This window comes from Peteryoungia rhizophila, assembly GCF_004912145.1.
Classification (GTDB): domain Bacteria; phylum Pseudomonadota; class Alphaproteobacteria; order Rhizobiales; family Rhizobiaceae; genus Allorhizobium; species Allorhizobium rhizophilum.
Window position 1 is genome coordinate 981,278 of sequence record NZ_STGT01000002.1, and the last position, 17,244, is coordinate 998,521.

General features: G+C 58.7%; 15 protein-coding genes. 6 read left to right on the forward strand and 9 right to left on the reverse strand.

Going from position 1 to position 17,244, the window contains the following annotated elements; all coding sequences use genetic code 11:
- Nucleotides 1-137: 137 nt before the first annotated feature.
- The 4 genes from E9677_RS10635 to E9677_RS10650 all read left to right on the forward strand — a co-directional run bounded on the left by E9677_RS10635 (nt 138) and on the right by E9677_RS10650 (nt 6,466).
- Complete coding sequence (locus tag E9677_RS10635) at nt 138-1,790, forward strand: sulfatase-like hydrolase/transferase (RefSeq protein ID WP_136558051.1); 1,653 nt, start codon at nt 138-140, stop codon at nt 1,788-1,790.
- An 84-nt stretch (nt 1,791-1,874) separates the two neighbouring features.
- A complete protein-coding gene (locus tag E9677_RS10640; RefSeq protein WP_136558052.1) occupies nt 1,875-2,951 on the forward strand; it encodes a glycoside hydrolase family 5 protein in 1,077 nt (358 codons plus the stop codon).
- 186 nt (nt 2,952-3,137) lie between these two features.
- Nucleotides 3,138-4,766, forward strand: coding sequence for a GumC family protein (locus E9677_RS10645; RefSeq protein ID WP_168801167.1), 1,629 nt, complete (start codon nt 3,138-3,140; stop codon nt 4,764-4,766).
- Nucleotides 4,767-5,572: 806 nt separating this feature from the next.
- Nucleotides 5,573-6,466, forward strand: a complete 894-nt coding sequence (locus tag E9677_RS10650; RefSeq protein ID WP_136558054.1) for a LysR substrate-binding domain-containing protein — start codon at nt 5,573-5,575, stop codon at nt 6,464-6,466.
- 47 nt (nt 6,467-6,513) lie between these two features.
- Here E9677_RS10650 and E9677_RS10655 read toward each other — a convergent pair whose 3' ends face one another.
- The 8 genes from E9677_RS10655 to E9677_RS25525 form a co-directional block, all read right to left on the reverse strand.
- On the reverse strand, nt 6,514-7,350 hold the full coding sequence (locus E9677_RS10655) for an ABC transporter substrate-binding protein (RefSeq protein ID WP_136558055.1): 837 nt from the start codon (nt 7,348-7,350) through the stop codon (nt 6,514-6,516).
- 30 nt (nt 7,351-7,380) lie between these two features.
- Nucleotides 7,381-8,169 carry an amino acid ABC transporter ATP-binding protein gene (locus E9677_RS10660; protein ID WP_136558056.1) on the reverse strand — a complete coding sequence of 263 codons (789 nt, stop codon included), beginning with the start codon at nt 8,167-8,169 and terminating at the stop codon, nt 7,381-7,383.
- Nucleotides 8,166-8,972, reverse strand: a complete 807-nt coding sequence (locus tag E9677_RS10665; protein WP_235882927.1) for an amino acid ABC transporter permease — start codon at nt 8,970-8,972, stop codon at nt 8,166-8,168. Before E9677_RS10665 ends, E9677_RS10660 begins: the two co-directional genes overlap by 4 nt.
- Before the next feature lie 65 nt (nt 8,973-9,037).
- Nucleotides 9,038-10,453, reverse strand: coding sequence for an argininosuccinate lyase (gene argH, locus E9677_RS10670; RefSeq protein WP_136558058.1), 1,416 nt, complete (start codon nt 10,451-10,453; stop codon nt 9,038-9,040).
- A gap of 864 nt (nt 10,454-11,317) precedes the next feature.
- Nucleotides 11,318-12,916: a Fic family protein gene (locus E9677_RS10680; RefSeq protein ID WP_136558060.1), complete on the reverse strand. Its 1,599-nt coding sequence runs from the start codon at nt 12,914-12,916 to the stop codon at nt 11,318-11,320.
- 477 nt (nt 12,917-13,393) lie between these two features.
- Entirely contained in the window at nt 13,394-13,684 is a 291-nt protein-coding gene (locus E9677_RS10685; protein WP_136558061.1) for a helix-turn-helix transcriptional regulator, read from the reverse strand.
- A gap of 17 nt (nt 13,685-13,701) precedes the next feature.
- Nucleotides 13,702-15,024, reverse strand: a complete 1,323-nt coding sequence (locus tag E9677_RS10690) for a type II toxin-antitoxin system HipA family toxin (RefSeq protein WP_136558062.1) — start codon at nt 15,022-15,024, stop codon at nt 13,702-13,704.
- A 124-nt stretch (nt 15,025-15,148) separates the two neighbouring features.
- On the reverse strand, nt 15,149-15,349 hold the full coding sequence (locus E9677_RS25525; protein ID WP_235882928.1) for a TerC family protein: 201 nt from the start codon (nt 15,347-15,349) through the stop codon (nt 15,149-15,151).
- Between the two features lie 159 nt (nt 15,350-15,508).
- On the opposite strand from E9677_RS25525, the gene E9677_RS10700 reads away from it, so the two are divergent.
- On the forward strand, nt 15,509-16,405 hold the full coding sequence (locus E9677_RS10700) for an ArdC family protein (protein ID WP_136558063.1): 897 nt from the start codon (nt 15,509-15,511) through the stop codon (nt 16,403-16,405).
- A 154-nt stretch (nt 16,406-16,559) separates the two neighbouring features.
- Complete coding sequence (locus E9677_RS10705) at nt 16,560-16,883, forward strand: AbiEi antitoxin N-terminal domain-containing protein (protein WP_235882905.1); 324 nt, start codon at nt 16,560-16,562, stop codon at nt 16,881-16,883.
- Between the two features lie 60 nt (nt 16,884-16,943).
- Here E9677_RS10705 and E9677_RS25885 read toward each other — a convergent pair whose 3' ends face one another.
- On the reverse strand, nt 16,944-17,153 hold the full coding sequence (locus E9677_RS25885; protein ID WP_205910132.1) for a hypothetical protein: 210 nt from the start codon (nt 17,151-17,153) through the stop codon (nt 16,944-16,946).
- Between the last annotated feature and the right edge of the window lie 91 nt (nt 17,154-17,244).

Below are 17,244 nucleotides of genomic sequence, written 5' to 3' on the forward strand. Positions count from 1 at the left end.
GGGCTCTCTTGCGTTGTCCGAAGGATCGTAGTTCACAGGCGTGAGATTAACCCTTCTGACACAATCAGCCTGCAATCTATGATGCTCTCCTTTAGTGTGCGTGGCTTGCGCATGTAAACTGAAGGTACGCATCGGACATGTACAAATTTTTTAATCGGTGTTCCGTTGTTGTGGCGATATCGGCCGTCTGCGTTGTCCTGCTCTTCTTCCTGGAACGGGACAATAGAAGCGTACCTTTCGCAATTGCCGTTGTTTTGACGCTAACGGTACTGATTTTCAATTTCACCCAACGTGTTCGAGCATCTTTGTTGTTGGCGTGGTGCATCGTTTTCATTGTCGCTGCGATCTCGCTTACGAAGCAAAGATTGATGGGTTTCAATGTGCATGTATTTGACCTGCTGAGTTTTGCAACTGACAGCGACAGCTTGCATTTCGTGCTGATAAACTATTGGAAGACGCTTATCCCTTTGCCTGTTGCGCTATTGCTGGCAGCATGGTTCGTGCGCGGCCTTTTTCGTGCCGACAGACCCTTGCATATTGCTCCTCTTTGGCGCCTTGCAGGAATTTTCTCTGTAGCCGTTTTCCTGACGATCAGTTACCCGCGATCGCCTGGCGATCATGGCTACTACATGGGTGGCCACTTCGCGACGTCGCTCTTCGTTTCTTTGACGGACACCTCGTTCCTGTTTGAAGAGATAGAGCTAACCCGCGAAGTTGCCGCACGGGAGGTTGCTGCTCCGTTTGATCGCGGTCAAATCTGTGGCGACATGTCATCGGCTCCTGACCTTTACATTATCCATATGGAGTCGATGTTTTCCCCTTCGCTCTATCCTGACTGGAAATTTGGTGGACCCGACAGTTATCTCGCGCGTGAAACTGCTGATTGGAGGCCCTTGCGGGTCGAAACCTTCGCGGGCGCATCATGGACGACGACGTTCTCCTTGATGACTGGTCTGCCTGCGATAGATTTCGGGTGGATGCGTCCCTATTTGCCCATCTTCATGGCGGGGAAGGTTAAGAATGCACTGCCGCAATTGTTGGCAGCATGTGGTTATCGAACTCTTGCCGTCATGCCGACACGCTACGAGATGGTCAATGAGGGGCCATTTTTGAAATCGATTGGTTTTGAGGAAGTCTATGACCGTGACGACGTTGGCGCGGGCGCATCTCATGCGCGCGACAGGTTGTTCTACGAGTTCACCATGGCGCTTGTATCCGACCACAAGAACTCCACCGATCGTCGTCCTCTTTTCGTCTTCGTGCAAACAATGACGACTCACGGTCCTTATGATGACGTCAGTCAGCCGGAAGACGCTGTTGGAGGAATGCCGTTCGGCAATCGGCCTGATATAGACGAATTTCTGAGACGAATGACGCTCGCACGGCAGGATTTTGCGCCCTTCCTTGCTTTTGTTGACCAAAACAAGGCGAAGGGCGGCGCCGTGGTGGTGGAGTATGGTGATCACCAGCCAAGCGTCTCGCAGGATTCAGCCGACGCGGCGGTCCGGGGACAGGCCGCGGCCGATTGGAACTCTCCACTCTACCAAACCTACTTCGACGTTCACGCTTATGGCCGAGATGTCAAATCTCTCCCACCGATGACCATGGATGTCGGGTTTCTCGGCGTCACGATCGCCGATGCTGTTGGCCTGCCTAACAATGCAGCTCAACGGGCACTTTTGATGCTGCGTGACCAGTGCGCTGGATCGTATCACTCCTGTGCCGACAAGGCGCTCGTCTGGGATCACTTGGGCAAGCTGACAGTTTCCGACTTGTTGGAACTACCGTGAACCCATTGTTTTCAGTCAGGTCACCATCATAGGTGCGTCTCACACCAGTTCTGCAGGGCTCGAAGGACGAAGGATGATTGCGACATGATTGGCCACAGTAATTGCAACAGACTCTGTCGCGCAGTGTTTTTTTGTCTGGCTTCATTTGCAAACGCGGGTTCCGGCAATGCTGCATCTGCAGACCTTTGTTTTCGGGGGCTGAACCTTTCTGGCGCCGAATATGGAGAGTTAGACGGTGTGGAGGGTGTGAACTTCATCTATCCCTCGACGTCCACGGTGAACTTTTTCGCAGACAAGGGGTTTGATTCCGTGCGTTTGCCTTTCAAGTGGGAGAGGCTTCAGCCACGCTTGGGCGGTGCCTTCGACCAGACCGAACTGGAGCGGCTGAAGGCAAGTGTAAATGGCCTGCGCGGCAAGGGTCTGACCGTCGTTCTTGATCCGCATAATTATGCTTATTACTCCGGTCAGATGATCGGATCAGCTGCAGTGCCTACGCGACAGTTCGCACAGTTCTGGATCCGGCTCGCGGCCGAGTTCGCCAATGAAGACGGCATCGCCTTTGGGCTGATGAACGAGCCGCATGACATTGCCCCGGCCGTCTGGCTCGATGCGGTAAACCGCGCGATTGCGGGTATCAGGGCCGTCGGTGCGCGCAATCTCGTCCTCGTGCCCGGCACGCATTGGAGCGGTGTGGTCTCCTGGCCTGAGGATTTCGGCCGGGGATCGAATGCGACGACAATGCTCGGCGTCGTCGATCCGATCGACAATTATGCCTTCGAAGTGCACCAGTACATGGACAAGGACCTGTCGGGCACGAACGAAGCCTGCGTCAATGCAGATCTGGCGGTCGACGGGATTGTGAAACTCTCGGAATGGCTGCGCACCCACGACAAACGCGCATTTCTCGGCGAATTCGGCGGATCGAAGGATGCGGATTGCCTTGCCGGTCTGACGCGCATGATGGATCAGATGGCCGAGGATTCCGACGTCTGGCTCGGCTGGACCTACTGGGCCGGTGGGGACTGGTGGTCGCCGGACGAGGGCAACAATATCCAGCCGACGGAAGCGGGAGATCGCGCACAGCTCTCCGTTCTTCTTCCGGCGCTCGAACCCGCTGCCGCAGATCCCGGTGCATGCGTGCGTATTCCGCCCGCGGGATAAGACTTAATTAACCGTAAATACTCATAGTTCGGCAAGAAACGGACGTCTTTCGACGTCCGCTGGACCTCTACATACATGGGCAAGACAATCGTGAAAGATTCAACCCGAGGACTGGGAGAATTCGACCCGCGGCCTCGTGATGCGGGCGCACAATCGACGTCCACAGCGGGCGGGGCGAATGTCAGCTTGCGCCGCTATCTCGGCGCGTCTGTCGATGAGCGCGAGGTGCAAGAGCCACGATCCCGCCGGCCGCTCACCATGGATGACATCGAGCAGCGGGCCCGTGAACGGTTCGGCTGGGATCTCTCGGGCGGCAATGACGCGCCACAGGATGTGCATGGTGATGTGCATCCCGACGCAGTGGACGAGCCCTTGCCGAACGAGCGCCCGGCGGCCGTGCAGCCGCCGGTCCCGACTCCCGACGCCCCACTCGTCATCGACCTGAAGTTCGTTGCTCTTGCTGCCTGGCGGTATCGCATGGCGGTCCTCGCGGGCGCCGTCGTCTGCGCGCTTGCGGGCGGCGCCATGACGACGCTGCTGGCCAAGAAGTACAGCGCGACTGCGACGCTCTATTTCGATCCGCAGAAGCTTGCCGTCGAGCTCGTCGAGAACGACAGGGCGACGTCGCCGGAAGTGCTCAACGCGACGATCGACAGCCAGACGCAGATCATCACGTCGCGCACTGTGCTGGAGACCGTTGCCGGCAATCTGAAGCTCACGACGGATCCCGAGTTTCTCGGTCGCTCCTCGGACAATGCCGCCTCCGACATGAACAGGGTGATCTCCAACCTGCAGAAGCAGATCCTGGTCTCGCGCCAGGAAGGCACGTTCATCTTCCAGGTGAAGGTGACGACCAGGGAGGCGGAGAAGTCGGCCGCAATCGCCAATTCGCTGGTGGCCGCCTATCTCAAGGACAGTCGCGTCAATGCCGAAGACAGTTTTGGAAGCGTCAATACGAGCCTTGTCAATCAGTTGACGGCGCTCAGCAAGGCCGTCATCGCCGCCGAGGCCGAGGTGCGCGCCTTCACCTCTCAGAACGATCTCTTTGCCGTGGGCGGTGACCAGATCGCCGACAAGCGTCTGCAGTCGCTCGACGATCTGCTTGTTGCGGCACAGCAGAAGATCATCGAGGCCAAGGCGCAGCTCGATACCGTGTCCAGGCTCGACATCAACGATGTTCTCGTCGGGGACGCCGCGGCATCGCGAACGCTCGGAGATCTCCGCAATCAGTATGCGAGCCTTTCGGCCAATGTGAGCAGCCTGACGGAACGTCTCGGCCCGCGACACCCGCAATTGCAGTCGGCCAAGGCGTCGCTCGGCGACATCGAACGGCAGATCCGCCTCGAACTCGAGCGCATGGTGGTCGCCGCCCGCAGCGCCTACGAATCGGCGCAGAAGGAAGAGGTCGACATCCTCAAGGAGCTCAACGTCCAGAAGGCATCCCAGGCGACCAATTCGACGGCTCTGATCGAGCTCAGCGAGCTGGAGCGCAAGGCCAAAGCCGCACGCGACGTCTACGAGGCCGTGCTCAAGCGCAGCGAGGAAACGGCGGCCGAGATGAGCCTCTATTCCAGCAATGTCCGCATCGTCGCCGACGCCTTCCCGGCTCAGGCTCCCGATGGTCCGGGGCGTAAGGTGCTGCTGATGGCCGGCGCCTTCGGTGGCGGCCTCTTCGGCCTCGGTCTGGGGATCGTGCTGGCTGCCGGATTTGCCCTGTTCCGGCAGATGTCGCAGAAGGTGGTAGGCCCGGAGGGCACACCGTTCTTAAGTAAATCCAACGAGTTGGCTCCATATGGGTCAAAACGGAGAAATTAGAAAAAACAGAAGGTTAAGATTTTCTCCGTCCCACTTTTATGGGCTGCTTTCGGAGCGATCTTCCTGCTGCTCAAGCCCGCAGGGAGGGTCGTATGAGTGTTCGCCGACCCTTCAGGGAAGTGGAGGAGGCTGCGAGGCGAAAGGAGTTTTTGAGGGCTTCATGAGCATAGTCGAGATACCACTTGCGGCCGTCCAAGGTGGCAATCCCAGGAAGCCATGCTGCCCCTTTGATGCTCCTCCAACAGTTTATTTGAACCTGCGATACTTGCTGTACCAGCATTCCTGAAAATACGTAGGCCGAGACACTGACTTGTAAGTGTGCAAGTCTGAAGTTCGACAAATGGGTTAGACGCGTGATTTATTGGAATCATGCCAGGAAGCCCTCCGGCGTCAAATCGACACGGGGGACCTGGCCGTCAACCGGGTTTGGTCGACCAGCCCGTGACATAACCCGCTAGTGATGCAAGTACCCTCGCGTCTCAGGGCCAAATTTCTGAAAGCTTGCATCGGCGCTCTGGAGGAAGTTAGCGCGCCCTGACTGCCGGGAAAGCAGCTCAATTCTCTCTGAGAGTGTAGGCTGGGGCAGCTATGCGCCCTCAACTCGGCCATAACGGCCGTTACAGCGCCGGCCTGGAAGCAGACATTGCCCCCGCCGCCTCACGTCGCCTGCGCGCCAAAAGCAGCCACTGGCACGCATTAGGAATATTGCCTATGGTGAGATGTCGTTCATTTCGTCGCTTGTCCTGTCGACTGTCCACGACAAGATATGGCTGCGCATCAATGTCGCCAATTGAAAGCAAGCAGGCGTGAATCCGCGAATACCTTCGACAGCAGGACTCCGGGTCCTCATCGCACTGGCTGAACGAGGGTCGACGGTCGCAGCGGCCGATGCGGTGAACCTGTCCCAGAGCGCGGTCAGCAAGCAGTTGTCGAAGCTCGAGGCCTCGGTGGGCCAAAGCCTCTTCATCCGGCACACGTCAGGTCTGCAGTTGAGCGAAGCTGGGCATATCTACCTGGAACACGCCAAGATCGCCTTGAAGGCGCTGGAAGACGCCGCGCTTCGGGTGGCGCGTCTCTCGAGCGATCCGGACGTCCTGCGCCTCCATCTGCTGCCGATCCTGGGTGATCGCTGGCTTCTGCCGCGATTTGCACGATTTGCCGAGCGATATCCGACGATCGACGTCCAGTTCACGAGCTTTGAGACGCCCGGTCAGGCCGAACCCGATGCGGCCTTTCGTTATGGTGCACCGCCGTGGCGCGGGCAGACGGCCGATTATCTGTTTGGCGCCGATGTCGCTTTGGTGGGGGCGCCCGAGTATATCTGTAGGGTGGGTGGGCTGGAGGTTCTGGACGACATCGGGCGATTCACGCTTCTCGAGCATCCGCAGACGCCGAACTGCTGGCAGAACCTGCGCACCGCGCTGGCGTTGCCGGCGGAGGCGCCCGAGCCTCGCCACTATGTGCGCTTCGGTTTCTATACGCTGGTCATCCGCGCTGCGATTGCGGGTCAGGGATTGGCGATCATCCCGCGCGAACTGATCGTCCGGGAACTTGCTTCGGGTGATCTGGTCAATCCGGGCGGGATCGGATTCGATAGCTCCAACTGCTACTGGTTCACCCGACCTGCGGACCGGACGTCCCGCCGCGCGCTCAACCTTTTCCATGACTGGTTGATGGAAGAGATCACACGGCGGGACTAGCGGCTGGACCAGAATGACGGCGTCACGCTGGTCTGGAACGCCTTCGCCTATTCGCCCTGGTTGAGGGCGATCGCGTCGATCTCGTTGGCGGCGAGACCGTGTTCGGCGAAGATTTCGGCATAGCGGCCGCTTTCCTTCAGTCTCTCAAGCGCGCCCTGTACAGCCTCGCGGATCTGGACGCCTTCCTCGGTCTTGAGGAAGGGAATACCGGCGAGCGAACGTGTGAAGGGCTCTCCCAGCAGCACATAGGTGTCGGGCTCCAGGTTCTGGAAGTAGGGAAGGGTCTCATTGCCCTGCACGGCCGCGTCGAGTCGCTGGCTCTTCAGCTGGGTGCGTGCATCGACCGAACCTTCGGTACCGATGACTTCGATCGGCGTCAGGCCCTTTGCCTCGCAGTTTTCCTGGCTCCATTCGGCGATGTCCTTCGGCCAGTTCGTGTTACGCGAGGCGCCGACGCGCTTGCCGCACAGGTCGGCGGTGCCCGTGATGTTTTCCGACAGCGCCTTCAGGGTGTAGAACTGGGCACCGGAGACCATGTAGTCGACGAAGTCGACGGTTTCCCGACGGGACGGAAGGTCGGACATGCCGGCCATGGCCATGTCGACGCGACCTGTCTGCAGCGAGGGCAGCATCTGAACGAATTCAGTTTCCTGCCACTCGACCTTGACGCCGAGCTCTTCGGCAATGGCTTCGCCAAGCGCGATGTCGAGGCCCTGGAGCGTGTTCGTCGCCGGATCCTTGTAGACGATCGGCGCGTAGTTCGGGTTCGTCGCCGCAACAATGGTGCCCGCGTCGCGGATACGCTGCGGCAATTCCTGGGCGCCTGCGAAGGTGGCCGTGGCCACAAGGGCAGTGCCGGCGATCAGAAGTGTTTTCAATGACATTTTCAGTTCCTCTCTTGTTATAAGCCGGCCTTACGACAGCACGGCCGCTATGAAGTCTCTTGTCCGCTGTTCCGAAGGTTCCCCCAGGACACGGTCCGGAGCGCCGGTCTCGACGATCCGGCCGCCGTCCATGAAGATGACGCGATCGGCCACCTCGCGCGCAAAGCCGAGCTCGTGGGTCACGACGATCATTGTCATGCCACTGGCGGCAAGGTCGCGCATGACGGTCAGCACTTCGCCGACCAGTTCAGGATCGAGCGCGGATGTCGGCTCGTCGAACAGCATCAGCTTCGGCTTCATGGCCAGCGCACGGGCGATCGCCACACGCTGCTGCTGGCCACCCGACAGCTGTGCGGGATAGGCGTCATGCTTGTCCGACAGACCGACCCTTTGCAGCAAGGCGATGGCCTCTTGGCGCACCTCCTGACGCGGTCGCTTGAGGACAGTGACGGGGCCTTCCATGATATTCTGCAAGGCCGTCATGTGATTGAACAGGTTGAAACGCTGGAAGACCATGCCGCAGGCGAGGCGCTGGCGCGCGATGGCGCGATCGTCCAGTTCGTGGAGCGTGTCTCCGTCCTGACGGTAGCCGATCAGCTCGTCGTCGATCCAGACCGCGCCGCGATCGAAGCGTTCGATCTGGTTCAGGCAACGGAGCAAGGTCGACTTGCCCGAACCCGAGGGGCCGATGATGCACAGGACTTCACCGCGCATGACGTCGAGATCAACCGCATCGAGGGCCGTCAGGCTTCCGAAGGTCTTGGTGACCTTTCGCGCGGACAGCAGCGTCTGCGTCGATTGTTTTGGGTCAAAGCTCATTGTCCGCGCCCCCGGTTGGCCTGTCCGCGCGAAAAGCGGCGCTCCAGGAAGTGTTGTCCGAAGGACATCACCGAGACCACGGAGATGTACCAGATGGCTGCCACGATCAGGAGCTCGATGACGCGGCCGTTGGCGAAGTAGATCGTCTGCGCATTGCGCAAGATCTCGGAGAACTGGATGACCGAGGCCAGCGAGGTCAGCTTGACCATGCTGATGAATTCGTTGCCGACCGGCGGGATGATGACACGCATAGCCTGCGGCAAGACGATGCGGCGCATGATCGTCGGGCGCGCCATGCCGATCGACTGGGCGGCTTCCGTCTGGCCCTGGTCCACCGACAGGATGCCGGCCCGCACGACTTCGGCCGTGTAGGCGCCCTGGTTGATCCCCAGTCCAAGGAGTGTCGCCATGAAGGGAGTGATGACATCGACCGTCCGGAATTCGAAGAGGCCAGGGATCCCGAGTGTCGGAAACACCAGCGCCAGGTTGAACCAGAGCAGGAGTTGCAGGATCAGCGGCGTGCCGCGGAAGAACCAGATGTAGCCCTTGGCGGAGTAATGCAGCACCGGGTTCGGCGACATGACCATCACGGCGAAGAGGACGCCGAGGGTGATGCCGAGTGCCATGGCGGCGATGGCCATGATGATGGTGTTGACAAGGCCAAAGAGGATTGCCGGCGCGGTCAGGAACTGGGCCACCACGGACCATTCGATCTGGCCGAGCGCAAACGCCCTGACGATGCTGCCAATGGCGAGAAGAATGAGCGCCGTTGCCAGCCATCGTCCGTAGTGACGGCGTGGCATGATGGTGAAGGCAGTCGGATCCGGTCTCACCGGGGTGCGATAGGCTTCAGAGCCGGCGGCAGTGGTCATTGCGCACCCTCCTCTGCCCAGGTCCGGAACGGCGCCAAGGTCAGGCCGAGGCGACCGATCTGGCGCTGGACAGCTTCAGGGGCCGTGCCGCCCTGCGCCGAGCGTGCTGCAAGCGCGGCCTCCACCGAGATGTGCTCCATGATCGAAGGCTCCAGCGACGGATCGATTTCCGCCAGCATCTGGGGTGTGAGGTCTTCGAGCGTGATGCCCTGATCCTCGCAGTAGCGTACGGCCCGGCCGGTGATTTCATGGGCATGCGAGAAGGGCACGCCGCGCAGCGCCAGCCAATCGGCCATCTCGGTTGCAAGCGTGAAGCCCTGGGTCGCCGCTTCCCGCATGCGGGCCGTGTCGAACTGCAGTGTCCGCACGAGGCCGCTCATCGCAGGCAGCGCCATGTGCAGGGTGTCGACAGCCTCGAAGGCAGCCTTTTTATCCTCGATCAGGTCCCGGTTGTAGGCGAAGGGCAGACCTTTGAGGGTGGCCATGATGCTCGACAGGCAGCCGATCAGCCGCGCGCTTCGCCCTCGGGTCAGTTCGGCAATGTCCGGGTTCTTCTTCTGCGGCATGATCGAAGAGCCGGTCGAGAAGGCATCGTCCAGCTTCGCCCAGGAGAAGGACTGGGAACACCAGAGGATGATCTCCTCTGACAGTCGGGAGAGGTCGATGCCGATCATCGCCGTGACGAAGATGAATTCGGCAACGTGGTCGCGACTGCCGACCGCATCGATAGAGTTCTCGAAGGAGCCTTCGTAGCCGAGTTCCAGCGCGGTTTCATGCGGATAACGGGCGATCGCGCTGCCGGCAAGGGCCGCTGCTCCCAACGGTGAGCGGTTGCTGCGCCGATGCCAGTCGTGCAGCCGGTCGAGATTGCGTGACAGCGCCTGGGCGTGGGCCATCAGCTGATGACCAAAGACGATCGGCTGTGCAGCCTGAAGATGCGTGAACCCCGGCGCCGGGCTGTCCAGATGGGCGGTTGCCTGGCCGATCAGGGCGTCGATCAGCGCCAGAAGCTCGATCGAGACGGCCTTGGCTTCTTCCCGAAGATAGAGCTTGAGGTCGTTTGCGGCCTGGTCGTTGCGCGAGCGACCCGCGCGCAACTTGCCGCCCAGGTCACCAAGGCGTTCCATCAGATGACGCTCGATGAAGGTGTGAATATCCTCATCTCCGGCGACGGGCGTGATCTCTCCGCTGCCGGCTTGCGCGGCAATCGCGTCGAGTGTCGCCGCAATGCTCCGGCATTCGTCATCGTCGAGGATGCCGGCACGCACGAGTTCGCGGGCGTGGGCCCGCGACCCGGCAACGTCGAAGCCGACGAGGCGGATGTGGCTTGCATCGGAGCGCGAGTAGCGGGTCAGCGTGGGGTCGGGGGCTGACCGGAAACGACCGCCCCAAAGGGCCTTGGTTGAGCTCATGACTTTCTCCGCATTCGATGGGCCATAGTCGCTTTGGTCTGCAACCCGGCAAAATGAAAAGATTTCCGGCCGGTATTCCATTTGGGAATTGGTTGCGGTTGGGAAGTGGTGCCGAGGGATACGCGGGAGGAAGTCCTCCGCGCATGTTTGGTCCAGATCGGGGCCGGGGGCAGACGCTTGGATGCGGATGGGAAGAGGACGTCAACTCAGAATTGCCGACCGCTCTTTGACCATCGCATCGATATGACAGGTCTGCGTCAACCGCGAAGATGTGCTTCTCCTAACGCACTCCTCGATTAGGGCAGTTAGGGGGCAATCCGATCTCAGGGTACCGAATGGCGCGAACGGTGCCCCTGCGTCGCCACCGCCTGCCTTCACTGTTTGCTTTGCCAGGAGGGCTGCTTCTGTGGCTCGAATGGCAGTAGCGGACAGTCCAGTTTCGGCCCCGAACAAGACCAAATTTTCGATCAAACTGGTCCAGTTTCTATCGGGCGTGGCACCCATAGACCAGTTTTTCGGAGTGCCATCACGAGCATGGAGGAGTGCTACGGCACGTCCTATGCAGCATGACGTTCGTTCCGCTGGACGCCAACCCCTGGTGAACTCGACGCTCATGGCACGTGACGCCAATCTCAACGGCTCACACAGGTGACGACAGTCTTGCAAGACGGCAGTGAGAGCTTGGCGTGCATCTTCGTCAAACACCGCGATGAACTCGTCGTCTTCAGTTAATCTATCCAACCTCAAAAGACTTCACAGTTTACAAGGCTCGCTTCCTTCAGGCTTCTTGAGAACCAGGACGTGGACGGATTGGCGAGTCGGTGTGGCGCCGAAGGTGCGTCGCCTTCACGGACTGTCGCGAGGTCAGGGTTCGTCTGGGCCTCTGTCCGATATTTCGTTGGTCCGTGCGCTGGTGCCGCCGATTTGCGGGAGTATTTCCTGGTAGATGGCTTCAATTCTTGAGGCTTCCGTAAGGGTGAGGTTGGCGAACTCGTTTTCTCGCGCACGTTTGGAAAGCATTCCATCATTCTGCCTCAGGAAGCGGAACAAGAGGTCGATCAAACGGTCCGGCATGTCAATGAGTACAGAGACATGCTTCTTGAAAGCATCGTATCCAGCCAGAAACGCCGTTTCCGTGGGCAAATCAATGTCAACCGTGCGCGCGACGCATGAAAACAGGAATTCAGCCTGCGGTGTCGCATCAACGAAGCGGTAGAAATCTGCGGTCTCGTTCAGCACTTCGACATTACCGCGCTCAGTCTCTGTCCACTGGATCAACGGCAGCAGTCTTCTGGAGTAGCTTTCCAGGGTGCGCCTGTACTCGTCGATGCGATCAAGGATTACGGCTGACACCGGAAACACAATCCCGGGAGGGTTGAACCCTCCTGCGGCCAGAACGTGATGGATCAGATAGCGATGAAGGCGCCCATTGCCGTCTTCGAATGGGTGGATGTAGACGAAGCCAAATGCGAGACATGCGGCCGCAATGACCGGATCGAGTTCGGGAGTCGCTACGCGTTCGAATGCAATCAGGCCCTCCATCAGTTCCTTGAGGTCCTGATGCCTGGCGCTGATATGATCCGGGATCGGTGTTCCGGTATTGCGGTCATGTTCGCCGACGAAGCCGCCTTCACTGCGAAGGCCAAGCTGGACGAAACGCGCATCGCCGATGACGATGCGCTGCAGGCGTAGCAGCTCGTGCAGGGTGATTGAGCGCCGTCCGGCTTCGCCGATGACCTGGCCCCAGCGCTGGATGCGATCTTGCGGGGGGGCTTCGCCTTCAATTTCGAAGCTGGAACGGGAATCCTTCAACAGGAGGAATGCTGCCGTACGCGCCAGCAGATCTGCTGGAACATTTGCGATCAGCCTGCTTGCCTGTGCGGCGAGGTTGCGATGGACGAAGGCGTTCAGCGTCTGTGTCCTGAACACCATGGGGCAGAATTGCGCTGTGCCCGGGAGATTGTTTCTGACACGATGGCGAGTGGAGTTCGATCCGGTGATCGCCCATTGCTGTTCAGGGTCGACGACGAGCGCATAAGTTCCAGTTGTCGCATCGGGCAGGTCGAGCTGCTCCTGCAACAGCCATTCATAGAGAAACCAGATGCGACGAGCATAGGATCCGGTCGGGGCCATACGCACGATATCGGCAATGGGCTCGGGGCCGGTTGCTCGGAAGAGTGCTTTCAGCACTAGTAGATCGAGGCCTTCATAACGCAGGGCGAATGTAAGGTGAGCACCAAGCGTATTGGCGGGTTGATGGCGTGGCGTGAGAATTTGCCAGCCATCTGCCTCATAGACTTTGTGCCGTGGACCAATGGCCGCCAGTTTGCGGGGTAGTGGTACGGAAAGCTTGTAGGCCTCGATCAATGTGGCATAGCCCACGGGTATGGCCTGCTCCGGCAGCCATCGGTCGTGAAATACAGTTACAGCCTCTGAATATCGGATCTGCAGACTGCATGTCATGAAATCGAGTCCTTCCGCGTGAAAAGCGATTGCAGGTGGACTGTCTTATGAAAATAAATAATTTTCAATGAAAAAAGATTACCATCTCATCCACTGTATGAATTTTGATCTCCCGTCTGGCCCAATGGTCCATGGTTGTTGGAACGGCGCGTCATGATCACCCACTACTCGATCGAGCTGGCTTGCCATGGTGCCTGCAGGGGAGATGTGGTCGTCGGTCTTTCTCTTGGGTCGCCAATCGGCACGCAAGGTTGAGCCCTGATTGGAGTTAACCCCTCGGGCTGGACCAGCGGGGCGCTTCAAACTGAGCCGCCTGCTGGGCGAGCTCCGCCTGATAGACAATGCGACTCCTGTTCGAACCGATAGTGTTGGCCTTCAGGCGAAACTTGGAAAAGAACAGAAAGGTCGTAGACGCTTGGTGACCTGAAGCGAACAAGGTAACACCGTCACAAGGCCAGCCTCCGACAGACTGTGTTTCTAAAAGTCGTGGGATGATTTGGAGGGGACAAAACCAACTCCAAAGCCGAATAGCCGGCCGATCTTAACTAGCGTTTCCAGAGTCGGGTTCGCCACGCCAGCTTCCATCTCCGCAACCTGGCGCCTGGTGAGTGACAGTGTCTTGGCGAACTCTGCCTGGGTCATGCCGAAACCTTTCCGGATTTCTGCCACAGCACCGGGTAGCGTTAGATCACCACTGCGCGCACGCTCAGCCAGTGTTCTCCGGTTTTCAAGGATCTCTTCTTTCGTGGGTTTCTTCCACCGAGCCATTTAGCTCTCCTTCGGCATTACTCGCACGCAGCCAGAACGCTGTCTGTGATCGCTCTGCAGCGTCCCATTGCGCGTTCCAGAATGTCTCCAGGCGCTCCATAATCTTTCGCCATGGTCGGCGACTGCCGCAGACGTTCGGCAAAATCGCAGAGCGCAGCCGCTAGAGTTTGATGCTGTGCTTCCTCGGGCATCACCTCCATGCATATACGCTTCCAATCGGGAAGGTGATCGCGACCACCGTCACGCATCATTGCCCAGCGGGTGGAACGAACAATCCCCTCTTTGGCAAGTCGCATTGGGGCGAAATCAAAGAGCGGAGACAGGCGGATTGTTCCGTCGTGATGCTTGCTCAGAGCGGAGTTCCGGCCGTGATTGTCAGGATTGCCAAGCGCCAGGTTGGCGATGTCGCGCCTGAGGTATTCCACAACATCCGCTAAGGGATCGGCCGAATTTTGGCACAGAAGGTTGATATACGCCTCGTGTGTGCCGACATGGCCGAAGTCGGCAACGCCAATCGCTGACACGAGGCTTTCCTGCCCCAACCGCACGGTTTGGCCGTTTTCTTTCTTCCTCCGATCGAAACGGGGAATGATCAGGACGCCTTCGGAATAGGTGGATGGTTCGCTGACATTCAGACCGATCTCTTGCGCGATCCGCGAATAGAGGGCTTCCCCTTCGAGGATCATGCGGTCCACGGGCTCGCTGCTTCGGACCAGCTTGACAATGACGTGGCGCACGGCCTCATCATCGGTCACGAAGCTGTCAGGATAATAGAGCCCGTCATTTGCCTGTGTCATCGAGACCTTCGGCCATTCGCCTTGCAGGCCGCTTGAGCCGGAAGCGAGTATTCCGAAGCGATCGGCGACTTCCATGAAGCGATCAGACCGCTCAAGGATTTCCGCCTCCGTCACCCCCTGGCGCTCTACACCGCGAAGCCGCTCCGTTTCTGCTTCTGCCGCTTCTTTGATCCGGATATTGCCTATCCCCCCAGTCGCGGATCGCAGAAGCAGCGGCAAGTCGGATGCGCGCGAGCCTTCCGCAAGGCCGAGGTGCTCGGCAAGCTTTCGCCTTGCATGCCCCTGGGGCATAAGATCCAAAAGGAAGGGTGGCCAGCTACGGCTATATCGATTTTCGAGATCAACGGGATAGCGGACGGATAAGGCGCGATGGTCGCGGACCGTTTTTCCAGCTGCGAACTCCGCCGATGCCACTGTGACGAAATAATCGAGATCGTAATTGACGATCGATGCGCCCTGGAAACCGGCCGCATCGTCCTTGAGTTCCAGCGTGGCAGCGTCGTGCCACTCTCCATTAAAATGGTTTTGGAGCGTCAGATGCATTAATAGACCCTTTTAATGGTTCAAATAGTGCATTTTTGCCGATTATACAACCCATTAAACTGGGTCTATTCGTGCTCTTGAATCCGGGATAGGCCGAGCTTCGATCATTGCGCTTATCGGGTAGTCACCAGTGGTTGCAGAAACGAATGCCCCAGAACAGCACGCGGTGCTGATACGCGCGCAGGATGGCGAAGAAGCTGAAGATCAGCGCGATGACGAAGATATTGTCCATCGCCATCGCCATCGCCATCGCCAGCGTCGAAGCTTTCGATACCTTGCGCCAACTGTAACACTTGAAAGGGGCTGCCGCCCCATCACCCGTCAAGACCTTGAACCCTTCGGGCAAAAGCGTTCGGGCCGTGGCTCAGGCTCGCGCCTTGCGCCCGCACCACCCCGGACGCTTTTGGGTCTGGACGGGTTCCCCCCTCTCTTCGCCAGAGGGGCAGATCGGTTGCATGCGCAACCCGATCAAAGGAAAAGGGACATGAAAAACAATGTTTACGCTGAAGTGACGGACAAGATTATTGCCGATCTGGAAATGGGGGATCTGACCTGGCTAAAGCCCTGGAATGCCGGAAACACGGCCGGGCGGATCACAAGACCCTTGCGGCACAATGGACTTGGCTATGGCGGCATCAATGTTTTGATGCTGTGGGCGGCGGCCATTGAGGCGGGGTATTCGTCTGCCTGCTGGATGACGTTCAAACAGGCCCGTGAGCTCGGCGCCCATGTGCGCAAGGGTGAGGCGGGCAGCATGGTTGTCTATGCGGGTACCATCAGCCGGGAAGGGGATGAGGACGACGACGAAGGAGAGGGGGTCAAGCAGATACCGTTTCTCAAAACTTACACGGTCTTCAACGTCGAACAGATCGAGGGACTGCCCGAGCATTATCATGAAAAGCCGGCGCCGGTGATCGACCCACTTCAGCGCATCGCGCATGCGGATCAGTTCTTTGCAGCAACGCGTGCCGAAATCCGCCATGGCGGCAATCGGGCCTATTACAGCGGTTCAAGTGATCATGTTCAGATGCCATGTTTCGAGAGTTTCCGGAACGGGGAAGCCTATTGTGCAACGCTTGCGCATGAACTGATCCACTGGACGAAACATGAAAGCCGTCTGGATCGCGACTTCGGGGCAAAGAAATGGGGCGATGAGGCTTACGCGTTCGAGGAGCTCGTTGCTGAATTGGGTGCGGCCTTTCTATGCGCGGATCTGGCATTGACGCCGGAGCCCGGTGCCGATCATGCGGCCTATATCCAGAGCTGGCTCAAGGTGATGAAGGTGGACAAACGGGCCATATTCAGTGCCGCGGCCTATGCGCTGCGGGCGGTCGAATTCCTGCATGGTGTAGCCAAATCCAAAGAGGGGGCTGCCACGTAAGCTGCAGTTCTAAATATGTCGGTGAGAACTGCGCGCCACCAGAGATGGCGCTGGATACTTGGTTTGAATATTGGTGAATGCACTCAGTTAGATTGAGTTAATCCAGATATTCGCAAACTTTGAGGTGGTTTGAGAATGAAGTTTTCAACTCAGCATGGCGATGCAAACCGGGTCACGGTTAAACCGACTTGAAAAAGATTTGTCGGAAGGGCTGGTCGTGGATGCTGCCTGGCTGGAAGCGCGCGGCATCGCCAGCAATCTGCGTGCCTGCTGCGTCAAGGCCGGCTGGCTGGAACAGCCGGTGCGCAGCGTCAGCAAAAGGCCGCGCGGCACGCTGAAGTTGGCAGCAAGTCGTCATCACTCTTCAGACCCTGCTCTTGCGAACGCCGTTCTATGTCGGTGGGCGCACGGCATTGGAGCTACAGGGCTTTGCGCTGCGCGCATTATCTCTCGACGAGACCAAGACGGTTCACCTTAATGGACCGGCCAAGCCGCCTGGATGGCTGCGAAAGCTCAACCTTCCGCAGCGGTTTGTATGTCATAACAGCGCAACCCTCTTCCGCAATGATCCCGTAACAATGGGCCTTGGCAGTCTTGCCTTGGATATGGCGAACTCTCTACGATTTCCGTCACCGAGGCGCTCGAAGAGGCGTTCGGCTTTGCGGAAACCAGCGTCGTATCCTTCGAACACCTGTTTGCTGGCAAGCTGGTTGCAGCACTTGACTGGCAGCATCTTTTCTTTACCCATAAGCGCCTCCTTGCTTCAGTTTTATGGAAGAGGGCCTTTGCAAATCTGGGGGCTATTCAACAGTCTGATCAAGTGTTCGGGGCAGGCGTTC

What these genes read in the sequence shown, in the direction of transcription:
- E9677_RS10635 (WP_136558051.1), top strand. Translation starts at nt 138, where the DNA reads ATGTACAAATTTTTTAATCGGTGTTCCGTTGTTGTGGCGATATCGGCC.
- E9677_RS10640 (WP_136558052.1), top strand. Translation starts at nt 1,875, where the DNA reads ATGATTGGCCACAGTAATTGCAACAGACTCTGTCGCGCAGTGTTTTTT.
- E9677_RS10655 (WP_136558055.1), bottom strand. Translation starts at nt 7,350, where the DNA reads ATGTCATTGAAAACACTTCTGATCGCCGGCACTGCCCTTGTGGCCACG.
- E9677_RS10660 (WP_136558056.1), bottom strand. Translation starts at nt 8,169, where the DNA reads ATGAGCTTTGACCCAAAACAATCGACGCAGACGCTGCTGTCCGCGCGA.
- E9677_RS10665 (WP_235882927.1), bottom strand. Translation starts at nt 8,972, where the DNA reads ATGCCACGCCGTCACTACGGACGATGGCTGGCAACGGCGCTCATTCTT.
- argH (WP_136558058.1), bottom strand. Translation starts at nt 10,453, where the DNA reads ATGAGCTCAACCAAGGCCCTTTGGGGCGGTCGTTTCCGGTCAGCCCCC.
- E9677_RS10680 (WP_136558060.1), bottom strand. Translation starts at nt 12,916, where the DNA reads ATGACATGCAGTCTGCAGATCCGATATTCAGAGGCTGTAACTGTATTT.
- E9677_RS10685 (WP_136558061.1), bottom strand. Translation starts at nt 13,684, where the DNA reads ATGGCTCGGTGGAAGAAACCCACGAAAGAAGAGATCCTTGAAAACCGG.
- E9677_RS10690 (WP_136558062.1), bottom strand. Translation starts at nt 15,024, where the DNA reads ATGCATCTGACGCTCCAAAACCATTTTAATGGAGAGTGGCACGACGCT.
- E9677_RS10700 (WP_136558063.1), top strand. Translation starts at nt 15,509, where the DNA reads ATGAAAAACAATGTTTACGCTGAAGTGACGGACAAGATTATTGCCGAT.
- E9677_RS10705 (WP_235882905.1), top strand. Translation starts at nt 16,560, where the DNA reads ATGGCGATGCAAACCGGGTCACGGTTAAACCGACTTGAAAAAGATTTG.
- E9677_RS25885 (WP_205910132.1), bottom strand. Translation starts at nt 17,153, where the DNA reads ATGGGTAAAGAAAAGATGCTGCCAGTCAAGTGCTGCAACCAGCTTGCC.